Genomic DNA, 25,066 nt, shown 5'->3' with positions numbered 1-25,066 from the left:
CCTCCTCGGCCGCGTCGGCGCGCGCGCGGGCGGTCGAGGTCTCGCGCCAGGCGGCCTCGGCCTGCCGCTGCGAGGCGTCCCGTTCCCGCTGCGCGATGGCGACCTCCCCGGCGGCGTCGGCGCGGGCGTCGGCGACCCGCCGCTCGACGCCGGCGACGCCCAGCTCGGAGACCAGCGACCCGGCGAGCCGGTCGGCGACGGCTTCGAGCCGCTCCACCATCTCCCACGTCCAGGCGACCTGGCCGGTGAGTCCCGGCGCTTCGCGCGCGCGCTCGCGTTGCTCGTGCGCGGCCCGCTCGCACGCGCCGCCGGTGTCCTGGCAGTAGCGGACGGTGCGGGCGCCGCGCACCGGCTGCGGTACGGGCCTGCCGCAGCCGGCGCACGGCCAGACCGCGACCGGGTCGCCCGTGCGGGCGATCCCGGCGCGGGGCACGGTGTCGAGCCCGGCGTCGCGTCCCGTATCGTGCGGGAGTCGCGTATCGAGCCCGCGTCCGGCATCGGGCGCGCGTGCGGTGTCCGCTCCGTCGCGCGCGGGCGCGGACGGCGCGTCCTCCGGCGGGACGGTCTGGGCGGCGTACGCCGGGTCGTTGTAGAAGCCGGGGTCCGTGATCACTGGAAGGTCGGTCAACGTCGGGGCGGCAGGGGTCGGGGCGCTGTCGAACGGGGCGACCTTCTGGTCTTCCATGTGCCGTTGTACGCGGCGCAACGCGGGAACGTTCGACGGTCTCCCCGGCGACTTGCGGCGCCCCTCCCCCACGCGCCGCGCGCGACCGCCTAGCCCGCCTGTTCCCGCAGGTAGGCGTCGCGCACGCGGCTGCGGCTGAGTTTGCCGGACGGGGTGCGCGGCAGCGTCGCGCGGAACTCCACCTTGCGCGGGTGCTTGAGCCGGGCCAGCCGGGGCTCGCAGTGGGCGAGCAGCTCGGCGGCGAGGGCGTCGCCCGCGGCGGCGCCGTCGGCGGGTTCGACGAGGGCGACGACGCGCTGCCCCCAGTCCTCGTCCGGGACGCCGATGACGACGACGTCGCCGACGGCGGGATGCTGGAGCAGCACGGACTCGATCTCGGCCGGGTAGATGTTGACGCCGCCGGAGATGATGAGGTCGGTGCGGCGGTCGCTCATGTAGAGCCAGCCGTCCTCGTCGAGGTGGCCGAGGTCGCCGGGGGTGTAGAACGCGCCGCGCATGGTGGAGGCGGTCTTGTCCGGGTCGCCGTGGTACTCGAAGCCCGGCTGGCCGGCGGCGTAGATCAGGCCGGTCTCGCCGGGCGGCAGCTCCGCGCCCTCCGGGTCGAGGATCTTGATCTCCACGCCGTCGACGGCGCGGCCGACCGTCCCGGGATGGGCGAGCCAGTCCTGCGGGGTGGCGACGACGACGGCGCCGCTCTCGGTGGAGCCGTAGTACTCGTAGAGGACGGGCCCCCACCAGTCCATCATCCGCTGCTTGGTCTCGACGGGGATCGGCGCGGCGCTGTGGTAGACCTGCCGCAGCGACGACAGGTCGTAGCGGGCGCGGACCTCGTCGGGCAGGGCGAGCATGCGGTGGAACATGGTCGGCACCATGAAGGAGTTGGTGACGCCGTGCCGCTGGATCAGCTCGAGGGTCTGCTCGGGCCGGAACCGGGACGCGACGACGACGGCGTGCCCGAGGTTGAGCGCCATCATCGCGTGGACGCAGGGGGCCGAGTGGTAGAGCGGCCCGATCGCGAGGTGCACCTCGTCGCCCGGTTCGAGGCCCAGGTGGGTCATCAGCGTCGAGCGCATGAGGTCGAAGAGCAGTTCCGGCGGGACGTCGAGCAGCGGGCGCCGCACGCCCTTGGGGCGCCCGGTCGTCCCGGACGTGTAGAGCATGATGGAGCCCATCCGGCGCTTGGCCGGGGGTGCGGCGCTGCCGGTCGCGCACAGCCCCGCCATCGAGCGGTAGCCGTCGGCGGGGTCGACGCTGATCCGCAGCTCGGCGGCGATCCCGGCGTCGCCGGCGGCGCCGGAGACGACGGGCGCGAACGCGCTCTCGGTCACGACGGCCCGGGCGCCGCAGTCGGCGAGGATGTAGCCGATCTCGGGCGCGGTCAGGTGCCGGCTGACCGGCACGATGTAGAGGCCGGACTGCATCGCCGCCAGCAGCACGGTGAGGAAGTCGGGGCGGTTGCCGAGCACGGTCGCGACGGCGTCGCCGGGCCGCAGGCCGAGCCCGTCCAGGGCGTTCGACAGCCGGTTCACCTCGGCGTGCAGCTCGCCGTAGGAGACGGGGACGCCGGGGGCCAGGATCGCGGGGCGGTCCGGGTCGTTGGTCGCGATCTCGTAGAAGCCGACGCCCTCGACGCCCATACGGCTCTCCTCTGCAGCGGGTGGGATGGCCGGTGACCTTTCATCCCATATGACCCACCCGGGTGTCGGCGCGTCAAGATTGCGGACCGTCCGGAATCCGGGCCGCCCGGGGCCGACCGGGCGCGGCGCCCGCGTCAGGCGGCTTCGAGGGCGGCGCGGGCCATGGTGTGCAGCAGGTCGCCCATGGCGTCGCGGTCGAGGCCGGCGGCGCTGCGCGGGGTGGAGTTGAGCAGGCCGAAGCAGGCGTGGACGGCGGCGCGCGTCCGCCCGTCGGGCAGGGCGGGGCGCAGCCGCCGCAGCACCGCCACCCATTCCTCCACGTAGGCGCGCTGCAGCCGGCGGACCTCGTGGCGCTGCGGCGCGGGGACGTTGTCGAGCTCGCGTTCGTGGACGGTGATGAGCGCGGGGTTGTCCAGCGCGAACGCGATGTGCCAGCGCAGCAGCGCGTCGAGGGCCCGGCCGGGGTCGGGGTCGGCGGCGCGGCGGACGCCCTCGGCGTGCAGCCGCTCGCTGATGTCGACGAGCATCTCGGCGAGGACGGCCTCCTTGCCGCTGAAGTGCCGGTAGAGCGCGGGCCCGGTGAGCCCGACGGCCCGGCCGAGGTCGCCGATGGACGCCCCGTGGTAACCGCGGGCGGCGAACAGCTCGGCCGCCGCGGCGAGGATCTCGGCGCGGCGCGGGTTCACCGCGGCGAGCGGCGGCCCGGCGGCCGGGTCGCCGGGCGCCGGGGCCGGGTAGGAGGTCATGGGGGCAGTCTAGACTAGAGATGTTAATCGGCATTAACATCGGCGTTGTTAACGAGCATTAACTGGGAAGGGGACCATGACCGGACCCGAGATCGGCAGCCGCGCCGACGTCGCCGGCGAGGCGTTCAAGGCGAGCGCCGCGCACAACGAGGCGCTGGTCGCCGAGCTGCGCGACCGCGTCGACCGGGCCGGGCGCGGCGGTCCGGAGCGGGCCCGCGAGCGGCACGTGGCGCGCGGCAAGCTGCTCCCCCGCGACCGGGTCGACACGCTGCTCGACCCCGGCTCGCCGTTCCTGGAGCTGTCGCCGCTGGCCGCGAACGGCATGTACGGCGACGAGGCGCCGGGCGCCGGGATCATCACCGGCGTCGGCCGGGTGTCCGGCCGCGAGTGCGTGATCGTCGCCAACGACGCCACCGTGAAGGGCGGGACGTACTACCCGGTCACGGTCAAGAAGCATCTGCGCGCGCAGGAGGTGGCGCTGCACAACCGCCTCCCCTGCGTCTACCTGGTCGACTCCGGCGGCGCGTTCCTGCCCCGGCAGGACGAGGTGTTCCCCGACCGCGAACATTTCGGCCGCATCTTCTACAACCAGGCGACCATGTCCGGGCGCGGCATCCCGCAGATCGCGGCGGTCCTCGGCTCGTGCACGGCGGGCGGCGCCTACGTCCCCGCGATGAGCGACGAGGCGGTGATCGTCCGCGGCCAGGGCACGATCTTCCTCGGCGGGCCGCCGCTGGTGAAGGCCGCGACCGGCGAGGTCGTGACGGCCGAGGAGCTCGGCGGCGGCGAGCTGCACTCCCGCACGTCCGGGGTGACCGACCACCTCGCCGAGGACGACGCGCACGCGCTGCGGATCGTCCGCGACATCGTCGGCACGCTCGGCCCGCGCGAGCCGCGCCCGTGGGACGTGGCGCCCTCGGAGGAGCCGGCGGCCGACCCGTCCGAGCTGTACGGGGTCGTCCCGCCCGACCCGCGCACCCCCTACGACGTGCGCGAGGTCATCGCACGGATCGTGGACGGCAGCCGGTTCCAGGAGTTCAAGAAGGAGTACGGCGCGACGCTCGTCACCGGGTTCGCGCGCATCCACGGGCACCCGGTCGGGATCGTCGCGAACAACGGCATCCTGTTCGGCGAGTCGGCGCAGAAGGGCGCGCACTTCATCGAGCTGTGCGACCGGCGCAGCGTCCCGCTGGTGTTCCTGCAGAACATCACCGGTTTCATGGTCGGCCGCGAGTACGAGGCGGGCGGCATCGCCAAGCACGGCGCGAAGATGGTCACGGCCGTGTCGTGCGCGCGCGTCCCGAAGTTCACGGTCGTCATCGGCGGGTCGTTCGGCGCGGGCAACTACGCGATGTGCGGCCGGGCGTACTCGCCGCGCTTCCTGTGGATGTGGCCGAACGCCCGCATCTCGGTCATGGGCGGCGAGCAGGCCGCGAGCGTGCTCGCGACGGTCCGCCGCGACCAGATGGACGCCCGCGGCGAGGACTGGCCCGCCGAGGACGAGGAGGCGTTCAAGGCGCCGATCCGCGACCAGTACGAGGCACAGGGCAACCCGTACTACTCGACGGCCCGGCTGTGGGACGACGGGGTGATCGACCCGCTCGACACCCGCCGCGTCCTCGGCCTCGGGCTGTCCGCCGCCGCCAACGCACCGCTGGAGCCGGTCGGCTACGGCGTCTTCCGGATGTGAGGGACACAGTGTCAACCCGACGCGGAGCAGCAGCGTCATCCCGACGCGGAGCATCGATGTTCGACAGCGTCCTGGTCGCCAACCGGGGTGAGATCGCCGTCCGCGTTTTCCGCACGCTGCGACGGCTCGGGGTCCGCTCGGTCGCCGTCCACACGGACGCCGACGCGGGCGCCCGCCATGTGCGGGAAGCCGACGAGGCGCTCCGCATCCCGTCCTACCTGGACATCGACGCGGTCGTCGGCGCCGCCCGCGCGGCGGGCGCGGCGGCCGTCCACCCCGGGTACGGGTTCCTCGCCGAGAACACGGCGTTCGCGCAGGCGTGCGCCGACGCCGGGCTGGTGTTCATCGGGCCGCCCGCGTCCGCGATCGAGGCGATGGGCGACAAGATCCGCGCGAAGCGGACGGTCGCCGCGGCCGGCGTCCCGGTCGTCCCAGGACGGGACGAGCCGGGCCTGTCGGACGCCGAGCTGGAGGCCGCCGCGCTGGAGGTCGGCCTTCCGGTGCTGCTCAAGCCGTCGGCGGGCGGCGGCGGCAAGGGCATGCGGCTCGTCCGCGACGCGGCGGACCTGCCGGACGCGATCGCGTCCGCCCGCCGCGAGGCGCGCGGCTCGTTCGGCGACGACACGCTGCTCGCCGAGCGGTTCGTGGAGAACCCCCGGCACATCGAGATCCAGGTGTTCGCCGACGCGCACGGCAACGCCGTCCACCTGGGCGAGCGCGAGTGCAGCCTGCAGCGCCGGCACCAGAAGATCGTCGAGGAGGCGCCGTCGCCGCTGCTGGACGAGGCGTCCCGGGCGCGGATGGGCGCCGCCGCCGTCGCGGCCGCGCAGGCGGTCGGGTACGTGGGCGCGGGGACGGTCGAGTACATCGTGTCCGCCGACCGCCCGGACGAGTTCTTCTTCATGGAGATGAACACCCGGCTGCAGGTCGAGCATCCCGTCACCGAGCTGGTCACCGGCCTCGACCTGGTCGAACTCCAGCTGCGCGTCGCGGCGGGCGAGCCGCTGCCGTTCGGGCAGGACGGCGTGCGGCTGGACGGCCACGCGATCGAGGCGCGCGTCTACGCCGAGGACCCGGCGCGCGGCTTCCTGCCGACCGGCGGCACCGTCCTCGCGCTCGGCGAGCCGGAGGGCGCCCGCGTCGACTCGGGCCTCGACGTCGGGACGGAGGTCGGCGGGTCCTACGACCCGATGCTGGCGAAGGTGATCGTCCACGGCGCCGACCGCACCGAGGCGCTGCACCGCCTCGACCGGGCGCTCGCCGGCTACACGCTGCTGGGCGTGCCGACGAACGTGGCGTTCCTGCGGGCGCTGCTGAAGCACCCGTCCGTCGCGTCCGGCGACCTCGACACCGGCCTGGTGGAACGCGCCCTCGACGAGCTGACCTCGGGCGACGGCGTGCCGCCGGAGGTGCTCGCCGCCGCCGCGCTGGACCGGATGCTCGCGCTGGAGCCCGCCGACGGCGACCCGTGGTCGATCCCGGACGGCTGGCGCCCCGGCGCGCACGCCTGGACGCCGTGGATCATCACCCCGTCCGGCGGCGAGCCCGTCGAGGTCCGCGTGCAGGGCCGCGCCGCGTCCGCGCAGGTCGTCATCGGCGACGGCGAGCCGGTCCCGGCGTCGCTGTCCGGCTCGACGCTCACCTACGGCGGCCGGACGGTGTCGTTCACCGCCGCCCGCGACGGCCGCACGCTCTGGCTCGGGCGCGACGGGCACGCATGGGCGCTCGCCGAGCACGTCAAGGCCGAGGGCGGCGCCGCGGCGGACGCGTCCGGCGACGGCGTCCTGCGCAGCCCGATGCCCGGCACCGTCCTGGCCGTCAAGGTCGCCGAGGGCGACCGGGTGGACGAGGGGCAGCCGCTCGTCGTCGTCGAGGCGATGAAGATGGAGCACACCGTCACCGCGCCGCGCGCCGGCGTCGTGGCGCAGCTGCCGGCCCGCGCCGGCGCCCAGGTCGCCCTGGACGCGGTGCTGGCCGTGATCGAGGAGGCATGATGCCGACACCGCTGCCGGGCCTGCCCGAGCGGGTCACGATCTACGAGGTCGGGCCCCGGGACGGGCTGCAGAACGAGAAGGCGATCGTCCCGGTCGAGGTGAAGTCGGAGTTCGTCACCCGGCTCGCGGACGCGGGGCTCGGCACGATCGAGACGACGAGCTTCGTCCATCCGAAGTGGGTGCCGCAGCTCGCCGACGCCGAGGAACTGCTCGGGGTCCTCCCCCGGTCCGGCGTCGTCCGGTACCCGGTGCTCGTCCCGAACGAGCGGGGCCTGGACCGGGCCCTCGCCAACGGCATCACCGAGATCGCGATCTTCGGCAGTGCCACCGAGACGTTCGCCCGCCGCAACCTCAACCGGACCGTGGACGAGTCGCTCGCGATGTTCGCGCCCGTCGTGGACCGCGCGCGCGCCGAGGGGCTGTGGGTGCGCGCGTACGTGTCTATGGCGTGCGGCGACCCGTGGGAGGGCGACGTCCCGATCGAGCAGGTCGTGTCCGTCGCGTCCCGGCTGATGGACCTCGGCTGCTCGCAGCTGAGCATCGGCGACACGATCGGCGTCGGCACGCCCGGCCACGTCACCGCGCTGATCGAGGCGCTGGCCGCGGCGGGCATCGGCACCGAGCGGCTCGCCGTGCACTTCCACGACACCTACGGGCAGGCGCTCGCCAACACCCTCGCCGCGCTGCGCGCCGGCGTCACCGTCGTGGACGCGTCGGCGGGCGGCCTCGGCGGCTGCCCGTACGCCGAGAGCGCCACCGGGAACCTGCCCACCGAGGACCTCGTCTGGATGCTGAACGGGCTCGGCGTCGAGACGGGCGTCGACCTCGGCAAGCTCGTCGCCACCAGCCGCTGGATGGCGGGGCGGCTCGGCCGCCCGAGCCCGTCCCGCGTCGTCCAGGCCCTGTCACCCACCACGGAGAAATGATGATCGACTTCAAGCTCACCGACGAGCAGGAGGAGCTGCGGCGCACCGTCGAGCGGTTCGCGCGCGAGACCGTCGCCCCGGTGATCGGGGACCTGTACGAGCGCGGCGAGTTCCCGTACGAGATCGTCGCGGCGATGGGGAAGATGGGGCTGTTCGGCCTGCCGTTCCCCGAGGAGCACGGCGGGATGGGCGGCGACTACTTCGCGCTCTGCCTGGCGCTGGAGGAGCTGGCCCGGGTCGACTCGTCGGTGGCGATCACGCTGGAGGCGGGCGTCTCGCTCGGCGCGATGCCGATCTACCGGTTCGGGTCGGACGAGCAGAAGGCCCGCTGGCTGCCGATGCTGACGTCCGGTGAGAAGCTCGCCGGGTTCGGGCTGACGGAGCCGGGCGGCGGCTCGGACGTCCCCGGCGGGATGCGCACGACGGCCCGGCTGGACGGCGACTCCTGGGTGATCAACGGGTCGAAGGCGTTCATCACCAACTCCGGCACCGACATCACCGCGTTCGTGACCGTCACCGCGTTCACCGGCGACGGCGAGATCTCCACGATCATCGTGCCGAGCGGCACGCCCGGCTTCACCGTCGGCCGCAAGTACTCCAAGGTCGGCTGGTCGTCGTCGGACACCCGCGAGCTGTCGTTCGACGACGTCCGGGTCCCGGCGGAGAACCTCGTCGGCGAGCGCGGCCGGGGCTACGCGCAGTTCCTGCGGATCCTGGACGAGGGCCGGATCGCGATCGCCGCGCTGTCGGTCGGGCTGGCGCAGGGCTGCGTGGACGAGTGCCTGCGCTACGCGGGCGAGCGGCAGGCGTTCGGCAAGGAGATCGGCCGCTACCAGGCGATGCAGTTCAAGATCGCCGACATGGAGGTCCGCGCGCACACGGCCCGCCTCGCGTACTACGCGGCGGCGGCGAAGATGCTGGCCGGGGAGCCGTTCAAGAAGGAGGCGGCGATCGCCAAGCTCGTCGCGTCGAACGCGGCGATGGACAACGCCCGCGACGCCACGCAGGTCTTCGGCGGGTACGGCTTCATGAACGAGTACGCGGTCGGCCGCTTCTACCGGGACGCGAAGATCCTGGAGGTCGGCGAGGGAACGTCCGAGGTGCAGCGGATGCTGATCGCCCGCGCCCTCGGCCTGCCCCCGTCCTGACGGCGGAGAGGGGGCGCGCGCCCCCTCTCCCGTTCACTGGACGATGCGGTCGAGGACGGCGAAGGCCCTCAGGACCGTCTCGCGCTCCTCTTCGGTGCAGCGGTCCTGGAGGGCGCGGCTCAGCCATTCGTCGCGGGCCTGCCGGGAGCCCTCGACCCACTCGCGTCCGGCGTCGCTCGGCGTGACGAGCTGGCGGCGGCCGTCCTGCGGGTCGGGGTCGCGGCGGATCAGGCCGCGCTCCTCCAGCACGGCGAGCGTGGCGGCCATCGACTGCGGGCGGACGCCCTCGGCCGCGGCCAGCCCGCTCGCGGTGGCGGCCCCGTCCTTGAGCAGCCGGCTCAGCACCGCCGTCTGCGACGGCGTGAGATCGTGGGCTCCGCCGATCTCGCGCAGCCTGCGGCGCAGCCGGCTGAACACGACCCGCACCTCGCGGGCGGCGCGGGCGGCCGACGGGGAGATGGCCTCGACGCTGTCGCTCATGACCCCAGTGTAATTTATTCAGTTCAAACTGTCCAGTTCAACCTGTCCAATGCGCGGGTTGACGGCGGCCGGGGCGCGCGCCGAGCATGGTGATCAAGACGGGGAGGCGACGCCATGGCGGGAACGGGGCCCGGGGAGATCGCGCGCGACGGGTCGGCGGTCGAGTTCTACGCCGCGCTCCCGCCGGACGTGGCGAGCGCCGCGCTCGTCCACACGACGATCCCGGCCGGCACGCCGATCCTGGAGCTGGGCGCGGGCGCCGGGCGGGTCACCCGTCCGCTGATCGAGTTCGGCCATCCGGTGACGGCGGTGGACGACTCCGCCGCGATGCTCGCCCGGATCGAGGGCGCGCGGACGGTCCGCTCGCCGATCCAGGACCTCGACCTGCCCGACCGGTTCGGCTGCGTGCTGCTGATGTCGTACCTGGTCAACTACGGTGACCGGGACGCGCTCCTGGCGGCCTGCCGGCGCCACGTCCGGCCGGACGGCGTCGTGGTGATCCAGCGCGACACCGACGCCTTCTGGCGCGACGACGCCCCGCAGGAGTGGGCGCGCGACGGCGTCCTGTACCGGATCGCGCGCGTCGACCGCCCCGAGCCCGGGACCGTCGTCGCGACCCTCGAATACCGGATCGGCGAGCACCGCTGGACGCACACGTTCACGACCCGGCGCCTCGGCGACGAGGACCTGCCCGCGGTGCTGGAGGCGGCGGGGCTGCGCCTCGGTCACTTCCTGGACGACGACGGCGCCTGGTTCACGGCCCATCCCGTCTAACCGGTTTGTCCGACCCGTGCGCCACATTGGTCGGCGGACGAAGCCGAGGTGCGGGAGGACGCATGGACGAGCAGGCCTGGTGGGATCTGATCGAGGACGCGCGGGCCGCGGCCGGTGAGCACGCCGACGACCGCGACTCCCCCGACGACCCGCTGGTCGACCTGGTGACCGACCGACTCCTCGCCCTGGACGGCCCCGGCATCGTCGCGTTCGACGCCATGCTGACCCGCGTCCTCGACTCGGCGTACCGGCGGCCGCTCTGGAACGCCGCCTACCTCATCGAAGGCGGCTGCGGCGACGACGGCTTCATGGACTTCCGCGCCGGTCTCGCCCTGCTGGGACGCGACGTGTTCACCCGGGCCGTCGACGACCCCGACACCCTGGCCGACGTCCCGACCATCGTGCGGATGGGCCAGGAGGACGAGGGCTGGATCGGCGCGGAAGGCCTGCACTACGCGGCCCGCAACGCCTACAAGCGCACCATAGGAGAGACCGAGTCGTTCGACGCGGCAATGGAGTCGGCCGTGCGCGCGATGCAGCGCCCCGAGCATCCCGTGGGCGACGGCTGGGACGTCGAGGACGACGCCGCAACCCGCCTGCACCTCCCCCGCCTAGCAGGCCTCTTCCTCTGACCGCCTGGTTCTCCTCATGAGCTTGACAGCTAATGACATTAGCTTTAGATTGTGGCTAATGCCATTAGCCAGGAGGTAGGTCATGAGCACCGTCACCGCGCACGCCGTCCGCAAGCACCTCGTCCCCGTCGCCGTCCGGCGCGGCGCGTGGGGCGCGAACGCGTTGTTCTGGACTGCTTTCGCCGTCCTTGAAGGCGTCAACCACGGCTGGCTCGCGGCGCTCCTGGCCGTCGCGTTCTTCATCGCACCCGACCTCACCTTCCTGGCGGGGATGCGCGACGCGCACACCGTCGAGCGCGGGCAGCTGCCGGCGCGTGCCGTCCCGTATTACAACGCCGCGCACCGCGCGCTGGTCCCGCTCGCGCTCATCGCGCTCTACACCGTCGCCCCGATCACGTGGGCGCCGATCTTCGCCGGGCTCTGCGGCTGGCTGGCGCACATCTCGTTCGACCGCGCCCTCGGCTACGGCCTGCGCACCAAGGACGGGTTCCAGCGCCGCTGACCCCCTCCCCCCGCCCCGGACGAGGGCACCGCTACGATCGCGGACGGCGTGAACTGACGCGAGGTGCCCCTCGGGGAGAATCGGGAAGCCGGTGCGAATCCGGCACGGGCCCGCCGCGGTGACCGGGGAGCCGCCGCCCATGCGCGCGAGCGCGGCCACTGGCCGGAAGGCCGGGAAGGCGGGCGGTGAGGCGACGATCCGGGAGTCCGAAGACCGGCCTCGCTCCGACGGCCGCCCTACCGGGCGGCCCGACCGCAGCGGGAGCCTGCCCATGAACCTCTACGACGTCATCCACCGCCGCCGCGACGTGCGCGCCGAGTTCACCGGCGCGCCGATCCCGGACGGCGTCCTCGACCGGATCCTCACCGCCGCGCACGCGGCGCCGAGCGTCGGCCTCTCCCAGCCCTGGGACTTCGTCCTGGTCCGCGACCCGGACGTCCGCCGCGCGTTCCACGACCACGTCCGTGCCGAGCGCGACGCGTTTGCCGCGACCCTCACCGGCGACGCCGCGGCCCGCTTCGCCCGCATCAAGATCGACGGGGTCGTGGAGTCGAGCCTCTCGATCGTGGTCACCTACGACGCCAAGCGCGGCGGACCGGCCGTCCTCGGCCGGCACGCGATCGCCGACGCGGGCCTGTACTCGGTCTGCCTGGCCGTCCAGAACCTCTGGCTGGCCGCGACGGCGGAGGGGCTCGGCGTCGGCTGGGTGTCGTTCTACCGGGAGCCGCACCTGCGCGACCTCCTCGGCATACCGGAGGGCATCCGGCCGGTGGCGTGGCTGTGCGTCGGGCCCGTCACGCACCTGGAGACCGTCCCTGACCTCGAACGCCACGGCTGGCGCCACCGCCGCCCGCTGGACGCCGCCGTCCACCACGACCGCTGGTGAGCGCCGTCCCCGGATAATTCAGGTGCGCGCCCCGCGCCCATCGCGTGATCATGCGTGCATGGACTCGGTACGCATCAGGCGCATGGCGCGGGACGACCTCGCCGCGACGGAGCGCGCGGCGGCGGTGACGTTCCTCGAAGGCGACCGGCTCAGCCGGCGAGCGAGCGAACCGGAACCCGAACCGCCGACCGAAGAGCAGTCCCGCCGCCTTATCGACCGCCTGGACCACTTCCTGTCCATCGATCCGGACGGCTGCTGGATCGCCGAAGACGGCCGGGACGTCGTGGGCTTCGCCATCTCCCAGAACCGCGAACGGCTCTGGTACCTGGCGACCTACGGCGTCCTGCCCGGCCGGCAGGGCAAGGGCATCGGCAAGCGCTTGATGGACGCCGTCCTCGTCCACGCCGGCGACCGCCCGGGCCTGTTCTCCTCGACGGTGCATCCCGCCGCGACGCGCCGCTACCGGCTGGCGGGCTTCACCCTGCACCCGCAGATGCGGATGGTCGGCACCGTCGACCGGTCCACGCTGCCCGCCGTGCACGGCCTGCGGGAGGGGCGCGCCGACGACCTCGAATGGATGGACGAACTGGACACCGCCGTCCGCGGCGCGGGCCACGGCCCCGATCACGTCCACATGCTGGAGACGCTCCGGCTGGTCGTCTCCGACGCGCCTGACCGGCGCGGTTACGTCTACATCGACGAGACCGCTGGACGTCCCGCGCTGCTCGCCGCCGACCGTCCCGAAACCGCCGAGACCCTGCTGTGGGAGGCGCTCGCCAGCGCGCGCGGGAACACCCTCGTCAACTGCATCACCACCGACAACCACTGGGCGGTGGACGTCGGTCTCGCCGCCCGCCTCGACATCGGCCAGGAGGGCTACATCGCCGTCCGCGGCATGCCCGCCCCCGCCCCCTACCTGGCGAGCGGCCACTACCTATGATCCGACCGTCCGGCCCGGAGAAGGGGTCGGACGGTTCCGGGCAATCAAGGACGTGACCCCCCTCCACGCTTCCAGAAGGGTCCCGCATGACCCTTCGCCCAGCGCCACGGGACGAGCCGTGACGTGCGGATCGGCGGAGCCGTCGGACGCCGACATCATCACCGCCGCGCAGCGCGACCCCGAACGGTTCGCCGACCTCTTCGACCGGCACTACACCGACATCCACCGCTACGTAGACCGGCGGCTCGGCGCGGACGCCGCCGACGACATCGCGGCCGAGACGTTCCTGATCGCCTTCCGCCGCCGCGCCGTCTTCGACACCGCGCACGCCTCGGCGCGGCCTTGGCTGTACGGCATCGCGACCCGGCTGATCAGCCGCCACCGCCGCGACGAGCTGCGCCGCTACAAGGCGATGGCCCGGATGCACACCACCGGCGTCGTCGAGAGCCACGAGAGCAGCGTGACCTCGGCGGTGGACGCCGCGAGCTTCGGCCTGAGCCCCGCCCTCGCACGGCTGCGGCACGGCGACCGCGACGTCCTGCTCCTCGTGGCGCTCGCCGAACTCAGCTACCCGGAGGTCGCCGAAGCCCTCGGAATCGCCTACGGCACCGTCTGCTCGCGGCTGAGCCGCGCCCGCAAGCAGGTCCGCGCCGCACTGCGCGCCTCGGGACACGACGAGGAGGACGACGACCGTGGATGACCTGACCCTCATCAGCCGCATGCACACCGCCGAACGCCCCCCGTCCCCCGAGACCACGCGGTCGGCCCGCCGCCGCCTCCTGACCGAAGCCACCGCAGCCGCCGGGACGCCCGCCCGGGGCCGCCGCGTCGCACCGCTCCCCCGATCCAAGCGGGCGATAATGCTCGTCGCCGCGGCTACCGCCTGCGTCCTCGCCGGTGTCTCGTGGACGGCCTACCGGTGGGAGACGCGGCCGCTCTACCACCCGGAACCGCTGGCCAACCAGAGCGGCCCCGCGTCCACGTTCCTGCTCGCCGCCGCGGACGCGAAGACGCAGCACGCGTCGGACGGACGGTTCTGGCGCGTCCACCGCGTCGTCGGCGAAACCGTCGTGGCGTCGTCCCCCTACCACCCCGGCGTCCACTACACACTGCAGCTCACTCGGGACACCTACAGCCTGGCCGCCAAGACGCCGAAAGACTTCGGCACGCTCCCCCGCGATAAGGGACCATTGACCGGAACGCAGTGGGACGGACCGGACGTCGACGTCCGCCCCGCGACGCCCGCCGACGCGAAGGCCTGGGGGGCGGACCTGCGTCCCAGCGCTCTAGACCTCCACCTCACCGGCCCCGACGAGGAACGCGGCCCGTTCAAGCAGGAGGGCGCCGAGCTCGACTTCGGCGTCCAGGACGAGCGCCGGCTCCCCGCGAACCCGTCCGAGCTGCGGGCGTGGATCCTGAACTACGCGACCAAGTTCGACCACCAGCGGCTGCGGAACCCGGACCTCTACCTGTTCACGGCCGCCCCCATCCTGCTGGTCGACCGCGTCGTCACCGACCGGGTCCGGATCGCGACCTACCGGATGCTCGCCGGTCTCCGCGACGTCAGGATGATCAACGCTACCGACGCCGCCGGGCACCCGGGCCGGGGCGTCGCGATGAGGCAGACCACCCGCGACTACGGCACCATCGAGTGGCAGTTGCTCATCGACCCCGAGACCGGACGCCTCACCGCCAGCCAGGGCATCGTCGTGACCCCCGGCCCCAAGAACGCCGGCCTGCGCCCTGGCACCCGCCAGTTCTTCGAGATCGTCAAGACCGCCGAATGGACGAACGCTCCCCGGGACAGCCTCCTCCCGAAGGACATCACCGACCCGAACTGGCAGCCTCCGGTGAACTGACCACCACAGCGTTGGGCAAGTGGCCATGGGACGGGCGCTTCACGCGCCCGTCCCCCGTGCCTGCGTCAGCGGGCCAGATCGAGGGAACCGGCCTTGACGTCGGCGAGCAGAGACGCCCACCCGGACGGCGCGACGGCCAGCACCGCCCCGTCCGGATCCTTAGAGTCCCGCACCGCCACCCGCCGCTCCCCGGCGGCCACCTCAACGCACGAGGAGCCTTGGCTCCCGCTGTAGCTGCTCTTCCGCCGCGCAGAGGCGACCTCTACGCACTCCTGCCCCACGCTTCCGCTATGGCTGCTCTTGCGCCACACGGCGGCGACCTCCACACACTCTGAGCCTTGACTCCCACTGTGGCTGCTCTTGCGCCATGAAGAGAAGACGAACTCCTGAATGCTCATGTTTCCGACACTATCCGTTCGACGAAGGAACGGGAGGCTGAAGGCGACAGCGCCCTCGCCCTCTGATGGTCGAAGACCATGTCATATTGACTGATCTCATCAGGATCTTCCAGGTACCACCCGGTGGTCAGGTTCTCAACCAGGACCACCGAAAGATCATTGGTTTCCAATGTGGTAAATGAGCCGTTGAGGCCCGGGTGAGTACCAGCCGAAAAGGGAAGAATCTGAAAGGTCACATTGGGCAGCTCCGCAAGCTCAAGGAGCCGCCTGAGCTGCCCTCGAGCCACTTGCCGCCCACCGAACTGCTGATGGACAACGGTTTCGTAGACGACAACCCACAGATGAGGCGGGTCCTCCTCGAACAAGAGTTGCTGGCGCCGCATACGAACTTCCACCAGCCCGTCAATGTCAGGCTCAACGCCCAAGACCTTGGCGGACCCAATGACCTCACGAGCGTACTCTTCGGTCTGCATAAGCCCAGGTACAAGGTGTAGCTGGTGACTCTTTATCGATGCCGCATCCGACTCCAAGGAGATGTAGTCCAGCATTGAAGGGGCCAACTTCCCCTCGTAGCGGAGCCACCAGCCCTTCTTGCCGGAGTCTCGGGCGAGGTCGTACAGGGCTTGGCGCTCGTCAGGGTCGCTGATCTCGTAGCGGTCGAGCATGTGCTCGAGGGCGGGGCGGCGGATGCCGCGTTTGCCGGTTTCGAGCTTGCTGAGCGAGGACGGGGTGCGGTTGAGCAGGCGGGCGGCCTTCTGGAGGGTGAGCCCTCGGTCCTCGCGGATGGCGCGAAGGCGCTGGCCGAGCTTGCGGCTTCGCATGGTCGGGCGCTGCGCGTTCTCCATAGAGTAATCATGCCTTGACTTTGCGTCACGATGAAGGTTTCCAACGAAGGCGGCAACAGTGCCTCAGTCAAAAGTGACTGGGGCACTCTTGCCCGAGGACCTGGAGACGAGGGCGGCGAACGCATCGTTCGGCAGGGGATGTCCGGCTCATTCTTTTCGGCGACAGCGATGCGAAGGGAGTGAGCGATGACTGCGCCGACCATGAGGTTCGACGCGCTCCTGTTGCCGGGGATGGACCGGGCGGTGGGGCACGCGCGGCGCTGGCTGCGCGACGTGCTGGGCCGGGAGCATCCGTGCCTGGACGACGCGGCGCTGTGCATGAGCGAGCTGCTGACGAACGCGCTCCGCTACACCGAGTCGGGGCGGGACGGGCAGATCCGCGTGGAGGTGACCTGGTCGGCGCGGGCCGTCCGGATCGAGGTGATCGACGACGGGCGGACGGCGACCGTCCCGCACGTCGCCGATGCGGCGGAACTGGACGTCACCGGCCGTGGCCTGCGGATCGTCGCGTCCATCGCGAAAGCCTGGGGCACGGAACCGCGCGGCGAGGGCCACGCCGTCTGGTTCGAGCTCTAGTAGCCGCGGATCATGACGTCGCCGGCGTGGCGTCGGTGAGCGGCGTGGCGTCGGTGAGCGGCTTCGGCGGGTAGGCGCGGAGCACGAGGGACGTGGTGACGGGGCCGTATCGGGCGAGTGCGTCCACGACCTCTTCGAGTCGTCCCGCCTGCGGGCAGTGGACGTCGAAGATGAGGCAGTCTTCCCCGGTGACCCTGAGGACGGAGGTGATCTCGGAAGTCCGGGAGGCGAAATCCAGGGCGGGTGTGAGCCGGGCGTGCGTGGTGCGCAGCCGGACGACCGCGTGGATGTTCAGTCCGAGGGCTTCCGGATCGACCAGGGCCCGGTAGCCGGTGATGACGCCGCTCTTCTCGAGCCGCTGGATGCGGGCGCTCGCCGCGGGCTGCGAGAGCCCGACGCGGCGTCCCACCTCCGCGCCGGTCAGCCGGCCGTCGGCCTGGAGCAGGGCGAGGATGTCCCGGTCTATCCGGTCGAGTGATTCCATCGTCGTCCGCACCAACTTCTTTGAGATCACTTGCAGGTCAACCACCGCGCCGATGCATCCATCAGAATCTGCGTCGGACGCCCACATGATCGCAGAGGGCGACGAGTGAAATGGTGGTGGGCATTGACCGCGTACGTCATCGTCCCGGGCATCGACGGCTCGGACGACCGGCACTGGCAGACCTTGTGGGAGCGGCAGTGGGGCGCCTCGGCGGTGAGGATCTCCCCCGCCTCGTGGTCCGCCCCCGACCTGGACGACTGGGTCGGCGCAGTACAGAACGCGTACGACGCCGCATCCCGGCAGAACAGCGGGGTCGTGCTGGTCGCTCACAGTCTTGGCTGCTGGGCGGCGTCCACCTGGCTACTCAAGAACCCCTCAAGCCAAGTAGGCGGCGCGTTCCTGGTCGCGCCGCCCGACCCGGACGCACCCGCATTCCCACGCCAGGCGGCCGTGACGTTCACCGACGTTTCAGCACAACCATTGCCATGCCCGGCCCTGGTGGTGGGCAGCACCAACGACCCGTACTGCACTCCCGAGGTAGCCACCGGCTTCGCGACGCGCTGGAAGGCACGATTTCACCTGGCCGGCGCATGCGGACACATCAACTCCGCCAGCAACCTCGGCTCGTGGCAGCACGGCCGCGACCTCCTGGACTCGCTGTCCCAGCACTGATCGGCCACCACAAGCCACGGCGCCATCAGATCCGGCCGGCCTCTGCCAAGCGGTTCACCATCGCCGCCTTCACGGACGGCCATTCCGCCTCGACCACCGAGAAGATCGCGGTGTCCCGCAACTCGCCCTCCTCGCCGGCCACCCACGACTCCGAGTAGCTGCGCAGGACGCCCTCGAAATGCGCGCCGAGCCGCTCGATCGCCCGCCGCGACCGCTCGTTCCGCGCATCCGTCTTGAGTTCCACGCGGGCCACACCCAGCGTCTCGAACGCGTAGCCGAACAGGAGCCGCTTAGCCTCGACGTTGATGCCGGTGCCCTGCGCGGACGCCGCCAGCCACGTCCACCCGATCTCGACCGCGGACAGCCGGTCCCGGCCGGGCCACGGCCGCGGATGCAACAGCGCGGTATGCCCGACCGCCCTCCCGTCCACCACCCTGACCTGCGCGAACGCCATGAGTTCAGGACGGTCGAGCTTGTCGGAGACGTACGCCTCCATGCCCGCCCCAGAGGGCACCGGCGTGAACCCGTACGACGATCTGTCCTCCTCGGCGGCCTGCGCAAGCACCGGCACGTGCGCCATCGACAGCGGCTCCAGCCGTACAAGCGTCCCTTCCAGCACCGGCACGCGGCCGGGAAACCCGTTCGCCGTCACCTTGCGACGGTCTCCGCCAGCCGGTTCGTCATGGCCGTCTTCACCGACGGCCACTCCGACTCCACCACCGAGAACATCGCCGAGTCGCGCAGCGTGCCCTCCTCGCCCGGCGCCCACGACGGCGACCAGTTCCGCAGCACTCCCTCGAAGTGCACGCCGAGCCGCTCGATCGCCCGCCGCGACCGCTCGTTCCGCGCGTCCGTCTTGAGGTCGACGCGCACGACGCCCAAGGTCTCGAACGCGTAGGTGAACAGAAGCCGCTTCGCCTCGACGTTGATGCCGGTGCCCTGCGCCGACGCGGCCAGCCACGTCCACCCGATCTCGATCGCGCACAGCCGGTCCGTGCCCGGCCACGTCCGCGGATCCCACAGCCCCGTATGCCCGACCGCTTTCCCGTCCGCCACCCTGACCTGCGCGAACGGCGTCAGCCCGGGCCGCGCGAGCTGCCCGGCGACATACGACTCCATGTCCGCCGCCCCGGGCACGAGCGTGAACCCGTAAGACGACCGATTCTCCTCCGCGGCCTCAGCCAGCTCCGGCACATGCTCCAACGTCAGCGGCTCCAGCCGGACCAGCGTCCCGGCCAGCACGGGAACATCAAGGCGCACCCCCATGAACTCTCCTCATCGCTCCTGGCGTTGGCACCTTGCCGCGAAGGCAGGTTGCCGGACCGTCACCGGGCCAGGTCCCTCAGATCCTCTAGATGATCACAACCCCCCGCATCCTGCCCACCCCACCCCCACCCCGTCAACACGTTTCCAGGCGCCCCCTCGTTCCGTCTCAACGCCGACGGACACCCGGTACCGCCTTCTGATGCACACCCAAGCGTTTTCGATTGAGAATCTCACCCCAGCAGCATCGACACAAAAATGTACCCGAGCGGTCATTGCGGCGAGCACGTCACGCACCACCTACCCGTTGGCTCACCCGCTCGCGCTCATGTTTACTACCACGTAAATCCGCTTTTGCTGCCGACTGTCCGATTTACACTACTTGGACGGTTTATCAATGTCGGAAATGCTGTGGAAAACTCCCGCGAAACCGGCGCCCGGCTCGCTAGCCTCTACCTCGACCACGCACCCCCGCGCCATGGTCACGTAGAAGGGAGCAAGGCATGCCCGCATGGACGCAGAACGACGGAAGGAGCACCGGCGACTCACACTCCGGAACACCGGCGGAGGCATGGCGCAGAAGCACTGGCTGCACGGACGACAGCGAGTGCTCGGGCGACTGGAACTGCGTCGAAGTGGCGCGGCTTTCGCCGGGTGAGGTCGGGCTGCGGGACTCCGAACGGCCCGAGTCGGTTCTCCCTCTATCGACCGAGCGCTTCGCCGGCATGCTGCGGGCGATCAAGGAACGCGCCAACCGGTGATCTCCGTGGACGTCCCGGCGCAGGTCAGCGGGGGCCGGCCCGCCCCCACTCCTCGGCCGCCTGGGATATTCGGCGCAGGGAATCGTCGGCGGAAAGCGAGACCGACCTGAGTGCGTCCCAGCACAACCGGTACATGTGCGTGGCGTCGTCGCTCTGCAGTATCGCCATGGTCAGCAGATTGTCCAGATAGACGGCGTCCGGAAAGGTGACGTCGTAGGCGGGGGCGAACTCCAGAAGCGTGAAGGTGTCCGCGAATATCGGTTCCCTGTCGACGTCCATCGGAAGCACGTGGACGTGCACGTTCGGCAACTCGGCCAGTTCGATGAGATCGAGCATTTGCCCGCGCATGATGTCGCGGTCGCCGACGGTGCGCAGCAGGACGGACTCATCGATCACAGCGGAAAGGGTCAGCGGATTTTCCCGACGCAGTACGTCCTGCCGACGCATGCGGAGATCCAGCCGACGTTCCACCTGCCGGGGCGTGGAAACGGCGATGATTCTGCCGCTGTCCAATATCCGGTGTGCATACTGTCTGTTCTGCAGGAGTCCGGGAATGGCGTACGTCCCGAAGGTCAGGGCGGTGCGCGCCTCGTCTTCCAGCGCGACATAGGTACCGAATTCACCGGACAGGACGTCCCGGTACTCGGCCCACCAGCCCTGCTCCGTCGCGGCCTGCGCGAGCGCCAGCACCTCCCCTTGGTGGCCCTCGCCCACCCGGTACAACTTCAGCAGCAGTTGGACGTCCGAGACCCGCACCCCGATCCGGGCGTTCTCGATCCGGCTCAGTTTCGACGGTGACCAGTCGAGCCGATCCGCGATCTCCTCGACCGTGTGGCCGAGGCGCTCCCGCAGCCGCCGCAACTCGATGCCGAGGCGGCGACGGCGGACGGTCGGCGCTGCTGCCACCCCTGCCTCCCAGCGAATCGGTTTCGGCCCTGCGGCCCGGACGCCGATCTGCAAGTTGCAGGGCAACGATAACCTCGCGCTCCCGGGATCACCAGCCCTCGCGGAAAAGCGGTTCCCTACCTTTGACATCCTGCTGTCTCACCAGAAGTCGTCAAGCTTGCCAGATGGATACAGAGCCGATGCATGTCGCCGTGCACCTTGCACGGCCACGAGATCGGGTTGCAGACTATTGGCGAACCTTCTAAGAGGAGAGCGACGATCGCCGGCAGGCGGGACGTGCGGGATTGGGGGCGCTCGGGTGAGCGGCAACCCGGTGCACAGGAGCATTCTGGCCGTCGACCTGGAGAACTCGACGGGGGCCTTTCGCACGAATCCGATCAAGGAAGCACTGCGGAGCCAGATCTACGGCCAACTGAAAGAGGCCATGGCGCGCACCGGCATCGACGACCGGTGGTGCGACCCCTTCGAGGACCGCGGAGACGGCGTCCTCGCGCTGTTCCAACCGGTCGACGAACTTCCCAAGACCTATCTGCTATCCCGGCTCGTCCCGAGGCTCGCCCGCCAGCTCGCCGACTACAACGAGGCGTTACCGGCGGCGGAGCGCCTGAGCAGGAGCATGCGGCTGCGGGCCGTCGTACACGCCGGCGAGATCCACCAGGACGAGAACGGACCGTTCGGCGAGGCCATCGATCTCGCGTGCCGCCTGCTGGACGCCCCGAAACTGAAGAAATGCCTCCGGATGAGTAGCGCACCTCTCGTTCTGGTCGTCTCCGAGGACATCTACTGGGGAATCGTCAAGCACGGATACGACGGAATATGCCCCGCGGAGTACCGGCCGGACGTGCGAGTATCGGTCGCCGCACGCCGCCGCCAGGGATTCGTCCACGTACCGGAGATATCGGCGGCGATCGAGAGCCGACCGATGGCCATCGCGTGACCGCGGTTCCCGCCATAATGGCGCTTCCGGTCACATCGGAGGTGCCATGTCAGTCGAAGTGGCCGCTCTGCGGGTGGGCGCATCGGTCGCGCGGCTGGCCGTGGGACGGTGGCTCGCCGGGCGTTCCACCAGGGACGCTGCAGGCAAGGACCTCACCGAACTGATCAAGACCGGGTTCCCGGACGAGCTCAAGCGGCGGCGCGTCCAGCGGCAGTTCGAGGGCATCGCCGACGCGGTCGCCGAGCGGCTACTCACATTCGCGGGCAACGAGTTCGGCGGGCTCACCGACGGCGACCGCGACGCCGCGTTGTTTGAGGTCGTCCGGACGCTCGACAAGGCCGACCTCTCTGATGACGCCTTCTTTGCTGCGGACGCCGACCCGGTGAAGCTCGCACGAGGCCTTCGGTCGCGGCTGCCGGCGCGCCGGGCGGAGTTCGAGCTCGGCGAGGCGGGCGCGCACCTTTACGAGGTCGTCCTCGACGAATGCTGCGACTGCCTGGCACGCATCGTCGTCCACCTACCGGAGTTCGGACCGCGCGCCTCCGCCGAGATGCTCGGGCGGCTCAGCGGGCTCGCCGACCAGGTCGGAGCCGTCCTGGCCCGGCTTCCCGCACGGACGCTCACCGCCCCGGAGGGCGAGGCCGACGACGAGGAGTTCACCCGCCGCTACCTCGCGTCGATCAGCGAATCACTCGACACGCTGGAGCTCTTCGGCGTCCGGTTCGAGCGGTTCACGCGCCCGCAGACGACGTTGAGCGTCGCCTACATCAGCCTGAACGTGTCCGATGAGAGCGCGCGCAGGCGACCCCGGGCGCCGCAAGCCGTACCGCTCAGCGAATGGCGCGACCAGGTGCGGACGGGGGCCGTCCGGGTCGAGGCCGCGTTGGGCGACCACCGGCTGATGTTGCTGCGCGGTGAGGCGGGCGGCGGCAAGAGCACCCTGCTGCGCTGGGTCGCCATCACGGCGGCGCGCGGTTCCTTCACCGGGCCACTCAGTGAATGGAATGGCTCCGTGCCGTTCCTCATCAAGCTGCGCAGCCATGCGGGCGGCGGACTGCCGCGTCCCGAGGAGTTCCTCGATGACGTCGCCGGCAACCTCACCGGGATCATGCCGCGCGGCTGGGTGCACCGGCGGCTGTTGTCCGGGCGGGCACTGCTCCTCGTGGACGGCGTCGACGAGGTGACGAGCGGCCAGCGGCAGGCCGTCCGGCAATGGCTGAAAGGGCTCGTCACCGAGTTCCCGGGCATCCGCGTCATCGTGACGTCGCGCCCGGCCGCTGCCGCTTCCGACTGGCTCCAAGCCGAGGGCTTCGCGACGGCGTTCCTGGAACAACTCGCTCCGGCGGACGTGCGGACGCTCGTCCAGCACTGGCACAACGCCGTCCGCGACTGCGCCGACATCCCGTGCACGCCTGAACGGCTGCCCGCCTACGAGGCCAGATTGCTGGCACGGTTCGAGGCGGCCCCTCACCTGCGAACCCTGGCGTCCAGCCCGCTGCTCGCCGCGATGCTCTGCGCGCTCAACCTCGACCGCGAGGCGCTCCCCCGCAACCGCATGGGCCTCTACACGGCCGCGCTCGACATGCTCCTGGAAACACGGGACACCAAGCGCGGCATCCCGAGCGTCCTCGAACGTGACCAGAAGATCCGGATCCTGCAGGACGTCGCGTGGCAGCTGTCGACCAGCGCCCGCGTCGAACTCCCCAAGACGATGGTCGAGCGACTCGTCGCCGATCGGCTCTCTTCGATGCCGCAGGTCCGCGTCCCGGCGGCGAAGGTTCTGGACGAGCTGCTGCAGCGGAGTGGTGTCCTCCGCGAGCCGGTGCCCGGACGTATCGACTTCGTCCACCGGACGGTCCAGGAGTACCTCGCCGCCAAGCAGGCCGCCGACCTCGGCGACATGGACCTCCTCATCCAGAACGCCCACCGCGACACCTGGCGCGAGACCGTCATCATGGCCGCCGGCCACGCCAACGAACCTCTCCGCCACGAACTCCTCACCGGCGTCCTGAGCCGCGCCCGCACAGAAGAGCGCCGTGCCCGCACGCTCAAACTGGTGGCCGTCGCCTGCCTGGAAACGCTCCCGTCCGTCCCCGACGACCTGCGCGAAGACCTCGACCGCTGCCTGGACGACCTCATCCCGCCCCGCGACGAAGCCTCCGCCCGCTCCCTCGCAACGGCCGGCGAACCCGTCCTCCGCCGCCTCCCAGAAACCCTCGACGGCCTTCCCGCCGGGGCCGCACAGGCGACGATCCACGCGGCGGCCTTGATCAACGGCCCGGACAGCCTGGACGTCCTCGCCCGTTACGGCGCCGACCGGCGTCCGGAGGTTTGGACGGCGCTGGGCGAGATCTGGCAGTACTTCGACGCCGGGGAGTTCGCCGAGCGAGTGCTCGCTTCGCTTCCTGACGGCGCCAAACTGTCAGTGGACGAATCCGCGCCCCAACTGGCGGCGCTCGCGGCCGTCCCTCCGCTGTCCAGGCTCTTCGTCAGCCTGGACCAGCCGAGCGATCTCGGTTTCCTCACCCGGCATGCCGCGTCGCTCCGCAAGCTGGCCCTGTTGGCCGAAGCGCCTCATTTCGATCCCGGTCGCCTTCCTTCACTGCCCAAGCTGCGCGAACTGGAGATTCGAGTCCCCGGCTTGACCTCCCTGGGATTCCTCGACGCACTGCCCGAGCTGACGATGGTCTGGATCAGCGCGTGCCAGGAGGTAGAGGACTTCACTCCACTCTGTCGTCACAGGCAGGTCAGGCGCCTGTCGGTCTACGACGGGGTGCACCTGACGTCCTTGGCGCCCCTCCCACCGCTCGGCGAGGTCCGGATGCTCTCCCTCGGCAGGACGAGCCTCGAGTGCCGTCTTGCCGATGTCGTCGAAGCGGCCCCGAAGGTCTGGGGGTTGATCCTCGACGACTGCCATTGGGCGGACGATCTGGATCCGCTCGCCCGGCTTCCGTTGACATATCTCATGGTGCGCGGCTGCGCCGCTGCGGCGGACATCTCCGTGTGCGCACGGCTCGGCCGTCTGCGGGAACTCTTCCTCTCTTCGACCCCGGTCGCGGATCTGACGCCGCTCGCCGGCCTCCCGATGCTGTCCCGCCTGGTCCTGGCGAACTGCCAGGAGATCCACGACCTCACCCCGCTAGCTTCGCTGCCGCGGCTTGAGTCGTTGGATCTCACGGGTGCCGCGCCGGGGCTCGATCTCGCCCCGCTCCGTCAGAACCGCAAACTCACGGTCCGCATCGCCGCGGGGCAGGAGGTGCGGGGCGGGGAGGCGTTGGGGCGGCGGTTGAAGGTCTCCTGAGGGACGGCACGGCTGCCGGGCCGA

25 protein-coding genes, 1 pseudogene and 2 riboswitches are annotated in these 25,066 nt (G+C 71.1%); of the genes and pseudogenes, 16 read left to right on the top strand and 10 right to left on the bottom strand.

From position 1 onward, the window contains the following. From F9B16_RS51045 to F9B16_RS22030, 3 genes and pseudogenes are all read right to left on the bottom strand, one after another. A pseudogene (locus F9B16_RS51045) lies at window positions 1–685 on the bottom strand (hypothetical protein); the annotation flags it as partial. An 89-nt stretch (window positions 686–774) separates the two neighbouring features. Continuing rightward, complete coding sequence (locus tag F9B16_RS22035; RefSeq protein WP_151541997.1) at window positions 775–2,322, bottom strand: AMP-binding protein; 1,548 nt, start codon at window positions 2,320–2,322, stop codon at window positions 775–777. A gap of 134 nt (window positions 2,323–2,456) precedes the next feature. Next, on the bottom strand, window positions 2,457–3,068 hold the full coding sequence (locus F9B16_RS22030; protein ID WP_151541996.1) for a TetR/AcrR family transcriptional regulator: 612 nt from the start codon (window positions 3,066–3,068) through the stop codon (window positions 2,457–2,459). 76 nt (window positions 3,069–3,144) lie between these two features. On the opposite strand from F9B16_RS22030, the gene F9B16_RS22025 reads away from it, so the two are divergent. The 4 genes from F9B16_RS22025 to F9B16_RS22010 are packed head-to-tail and all read left to right on the top strand — an operon-like array spanning window position 3,145 to window position 8,826. Then, complete coding sequence (locus F9B16_RS22025; protein ID WP_151541995.1) at window positions 3,145–4,758, top strand: carboxyl transferase domain-containing protein; 1,614 nt, start codon at window positions 3,145–3,147, stop codon at window positions 4,756–4,758. A 56-nt stretch (window positions 4,759–4,814) separates the two neighbouring features. Beyond that, window positions 4,815–6,752 carry an acetyl/propionyl/methylcrotonyl-CoA carboxylase subunit alpha gene (locus F9B16_RS22020; RefSeq protein WP_151541994.1) on the top strand — a complete coding sequence of 646 codons (1,938 nt, stop codon included), beginning with the start codon at window positions 4,815–4,817 and terminating at the stop codon, window positions 6,750–6,752. Then, window positions 6,752–7,678, top strand: coding sequence for a hydroxymethylglutaryl-CoA lyase (locus F9B16_RS22015; protein ID WP_192808925.1), 927 nt, complete (start codon window positions 6,752–6,754; stop codon window positions 7,676–7,678). The genes F9B16_RS22020 and F9B16_RS22015 overlap by 1 nt, the downstream gene beginning before the upstream one ends. After that, window positions 7,678–8,826 (top strand): acyl-CoA dehydrogenase family protein, encoded by a 1,149-nt coding sequence (locus F9B16_RS22010; RefSeq protein WP_151541992.1) that lies wholly within the window; start codon window positions 7,678–7,680, stop codon window positions 8,824–8,826. Before F9B16_RS22015 ends, F9B16_RS22010 begins: the two co-directional genes overlap by 1 nt. Before the next feature lie 33 nt (window positions 8,827–8,859). Here F9B16_RS22010 and F9B16_RS22005 read toward each other — a convergent pair whose 3' ends face one another. Beyond that, window positions 8,860–9,306: a MarR family winged helix-turn-helix transcriptional regulator gene (locus tag F9B16_RS22005; protein WP_151541991.1), complete on the bottom strand. Its 447-nt coding sequence runs from the start codon at window positions 9,304–9,306 to the stop codon at window positions 8,860–8,862. A 114-nt stretch (window positions 9,307–9,420) separates the two neighbouring features. Here F9B16_RS22005 and F9B16_RS22000 point away from each other — a divergent pair, with 114 nt between their 5' ends. The 7 genes from F9B16_RS22000 (at window position 9,421) to F9B16_RS21970 (ending at window position 14,899) form a co-directional block, all read left to right on the top strand. Then, window positions 9,421–10,080 carry a class I SAM-dependent methyltransferase gene (locus F9B16_RS22000; RefSeq protein ID WP_151541990.1) on the top strand — a complete coding sequence of 220 codons (660 nt, stop codon included), beginning with the start codon at window positions 9,421–9,423 and terminating at the stop codon, window positions 10,078–10,080. 62 nt (window positions 10,081–10,142) lie between these two features. Continuing rightward, the gene (locus tag F9B16_RS21995) at window positions 10,143–10,712 is read left to right on the top strand and encodes a DUF4240 domain-containing protein (RefSeq protein WP_151541989.1); all 570 of its coding nucleotides are present in this window, start codon (window positions 10,143–10,145) and stop codon (window positions 10,710–10,712) included. 82 nt (window positions 10,713–10,794) lie between these two features. Beyond that, window positions 10,795–11,214: a DUF4260 family protein gene (locus tag F9B16_RS21990; RefSeq protein WP_151541988.1), complete on the top strand. Its 420-nt coding sequence runs from the start codon at window positions 10,795–10,797 to the stop codon at window positions 11,212–11,214. Between the two features lie 44 nt (window positions 11,215–11,258). After that, a riboswitch (cobalamin riboswitch) is annotated at window positions 11,259–11,450 on the top strand. A gap of 35 nt (window positions 11,451–11,485) precedes the next feature. Then, window positions 11,486–12,100 carry a 5,6-dimethylbenzimidazole synthase gene (bluB, locus tag F9B16_RS21985; protein WP_151541987.1) on the top strand — a complete coding sequence of 205 codons (615 nt, stop codon included), beginning with the start codon at window positions 11,486–11,488 and terminating at the stop codon, window positions 12,098–12,100. Between the two features lie 58 nt (window positions 12,101–12,158). Then, the gene (locus F9B16_RS21980; RefSeq protein WP_225991841.1) at window positions 12,159–13,040 is read left to right on the top strand and encodes a GNAT family N-acetyltransferase; all 882 of its coding nucleotides are present in this window, start codon (window positions 12,159–12,161) and stop codon (window positions 13,038–13,040) included. A 118-nt stretch (window positions 13,041–13,158) separates the two neighbouring features. After that, window positions 13,159–13,740 (top strand): RNA polymerase sigma factor, encoded by a 582-nt coding sequence (locus F9B16_RS21975; RefSeq protein ID WP_192808924.1) that lies wholly within the window; start codon window positions 13,159–13,161, stop codon window positions 13,738–13,740. Further along, window positions 13,733–14,899, top strand: a complete 1,167-nt coding sequence (locus tag F9B16_RS21970; RefSeq protein ID WP_151541986.1) for a hypothetical protein — start codon at window positions 13,733–13,735, stop codon at window positions 14,897–14,899. The genes F9B16_RS21975 and F9B16_RS21970 overlap by 8 nt, the downstream gene beginning before the upstream one ends. A gap of 65 nt (window positions 14,900–14,964) precedes the next feature. Here the strand turns inward: F9B16_RS21970 and F9B16_RS21965 are convergent, their stop codons facing one another. Both F9B16_RS21965 and F9B16_RS21960 read right to left on the bottom strand, forming a co-directional pair. Further along, the gene (locus F9B16_RS21965) at window positions 14,965–15,297 is read right to left on the bottom strand and encodes a DUF397 domain-containing protein (protein ID WP_151541985.1); all 333 of its coding nucleotides are present in this window, start codon (window positions 15,295–15,297) and stop codon (window positions 14,965–14,967) included. Further along, entirely contained in the window at window positions 15,294–16,142 is an 849-nt protein-coding gene (locus tag F9B16_RS21960) for a helix-turn-helix domain-containing protein (RefSeq protein ID WP_151541984.1), read from the bottom strand. Before F9B16_RS21960 ends, F9B16_RS21965 begins: the two co-directional genes overlap by 4 nt. A 186-nt stretch (window positions 16,143–16,328) precedes the next feature. On the opposite strand from F9B16_RS21960, the gene F9B16_RS21955 reads away from it, so the two are divergent. Continuing rightward, window positions 16,329–16,718: an ATP-binding protein gene (locus tag F9B16_RS21955; protein ID WP_151541983.1), complete on the top strand. Its 390-nt coding sequence runs from the start codon at window positions 16,329–16,331 to the stop codon at window positions 16,716–16,718. Window positions 16,719–16,728: 10 nt separating this feature from the next. Here F9B16_RS21955 and F9B16_RS21950 read toward each other — a convergent pair whose 3' ends face one another. Beyond that, window positions 16,729–17,214 (bottom strand): Lrp/AsnC family transcriptional regulator, encoded by a 486-nt coding sequence (locus F9B16_RS21950; protein ID WP_225991840.1) that lies wholly within the window; start codon window positions 17,212–17,214, stop codon window positions 16,729–16,731. 111 nt (window positions 17,215–17,325) lie between these two features. Between F9B16_RS21950 and F9B16_RS21945 the strand changes: the two genes are divergently transcribed. After that, window positions 17,326–17,874, top strand: a complete 549-nt coding sequence (locus F9B16_RS21945; protein WP_151541981.1) for an RBBP9/YdeN family alpha/beta hydrolase — start codon at window positions 17,326–17,328, stop codon at window positions 17,872–17,874. Between the two features lie 25 nt (window positions 17,875–17,899). Here F9B16_RS21945 and F9B16_RS21940 read toward each other — a convergent pair whose 3' ends face one another. Further along, entirely contained in the window at window positions 17,900–18,526 is a 627-nt protein-coding gene (locus F9B16_RS21940) for a GNAT family N-acetyltransferase (RefSeq protein WP_225991839.1), read from the bottom strand. After that, window positions 18,523–19,140 carry a GNAT family N-acetyltransferase gene (locus tag F9B16_RS21935; protein WP_151541980.1) on the bottom strand — a complete coding sequence of 206 codons (618 nt, stop codon included), beginning with the start codon at window positions 19,138–19,140 and terminating at the stop codon, window positions 18,523–18,525. Before F9B16_RS21935 ends, F9B16_RS21940 begins: the two co-directional genes overlap by 4 nt. Before the next feature lie 6 nt (window positions 19,141–19,146). Next, window positions 19,147–19,236: riboswitch (SAM riboswitch) on the bottom strand. A 404-nt stretch (window positions 19,237–19,640) separates the two neighbouring features. On the opposite strand from F9B16_RS21935, the gene F9B16_RS21930 reads away from it, so the two are divergent. Continuing rightward, the gene (locus F9B16_RS21930; protein ID WP_151541979.1) at window positions 19,641–19,898 is read left to right on the top strand and encodes a DUF397 domain-containing protein; all 258 of its coding nucleotides are present in this window, start codon (window positions 19,641–19,643) and stop codon (window positions 19,896–19,898) included. A gap of 24 nt (window positions 19,899–19,922) precedes the next feature. On the opposite strand, the gene F9B16_RS21925 is transcribed toward F9B16_RS21930, so the two are convergent. Further along, complete coding sequence (locus F9B16_RS21925; protein ID WP_225991838.1) at window positions 19,923–20,858, bottom strand: helix-turn-helix domain-containing protein; 936 nt, start codon at window positions 20,856–20,858, stop codon at window positions 19,923–19,925. Window positions 20,859–21,102: 244 nt separating this feature from the next. Between F9B16_RS21925 and F9B16_RS21920 the strand changes: the two genes are divergently transcribed. Together F9B16_RS21920 and F9B16_RS21915 are read left to right on the top strand one after the other, a co-directional pair. After that, window positions 21,103–21,741, top strand: a complete 639-nt coding sequence (locus tag F9B16_RS21920) for a nucleotidyl cyclase domain-containing protein (RefSeq protein WP_151541977.1) — start codon at window positions 21,103–21,105, stop codon at window positions 21,739–21,741. A gap of 46 nt (window positions 21,742–21,787) precedes the next feature. Then, complete coding sequence (locus tag F9B16_RS21915) at window positions 21,788–25,042, top strand: NACHT domain-containing protein (protein WP_151541976.1); 3,255 nt, start codon at window positions 21,788–21,790, stop codon at window positions 25,040–25,042. The last annotated feature ends 24 nt before the right edge of the window (window positions 25,043–25,066 follow it).

It is taken from the genome of Actinomadura montaniterrae (genome assembly GCF_008923365.1).
Taxonomy (GTDB): Bacteria; Actinomycetota; Actinomycetes; order Streptosporangiales; family Streptosporangiaceae; genus Spirillospora; species Spirillospora montaniterrae.
The sequence above is the reverse complement of the archived record's forward strand: the minus strand, read 5'-3'. Positions and strand labels throughout refer to the sequence as shown.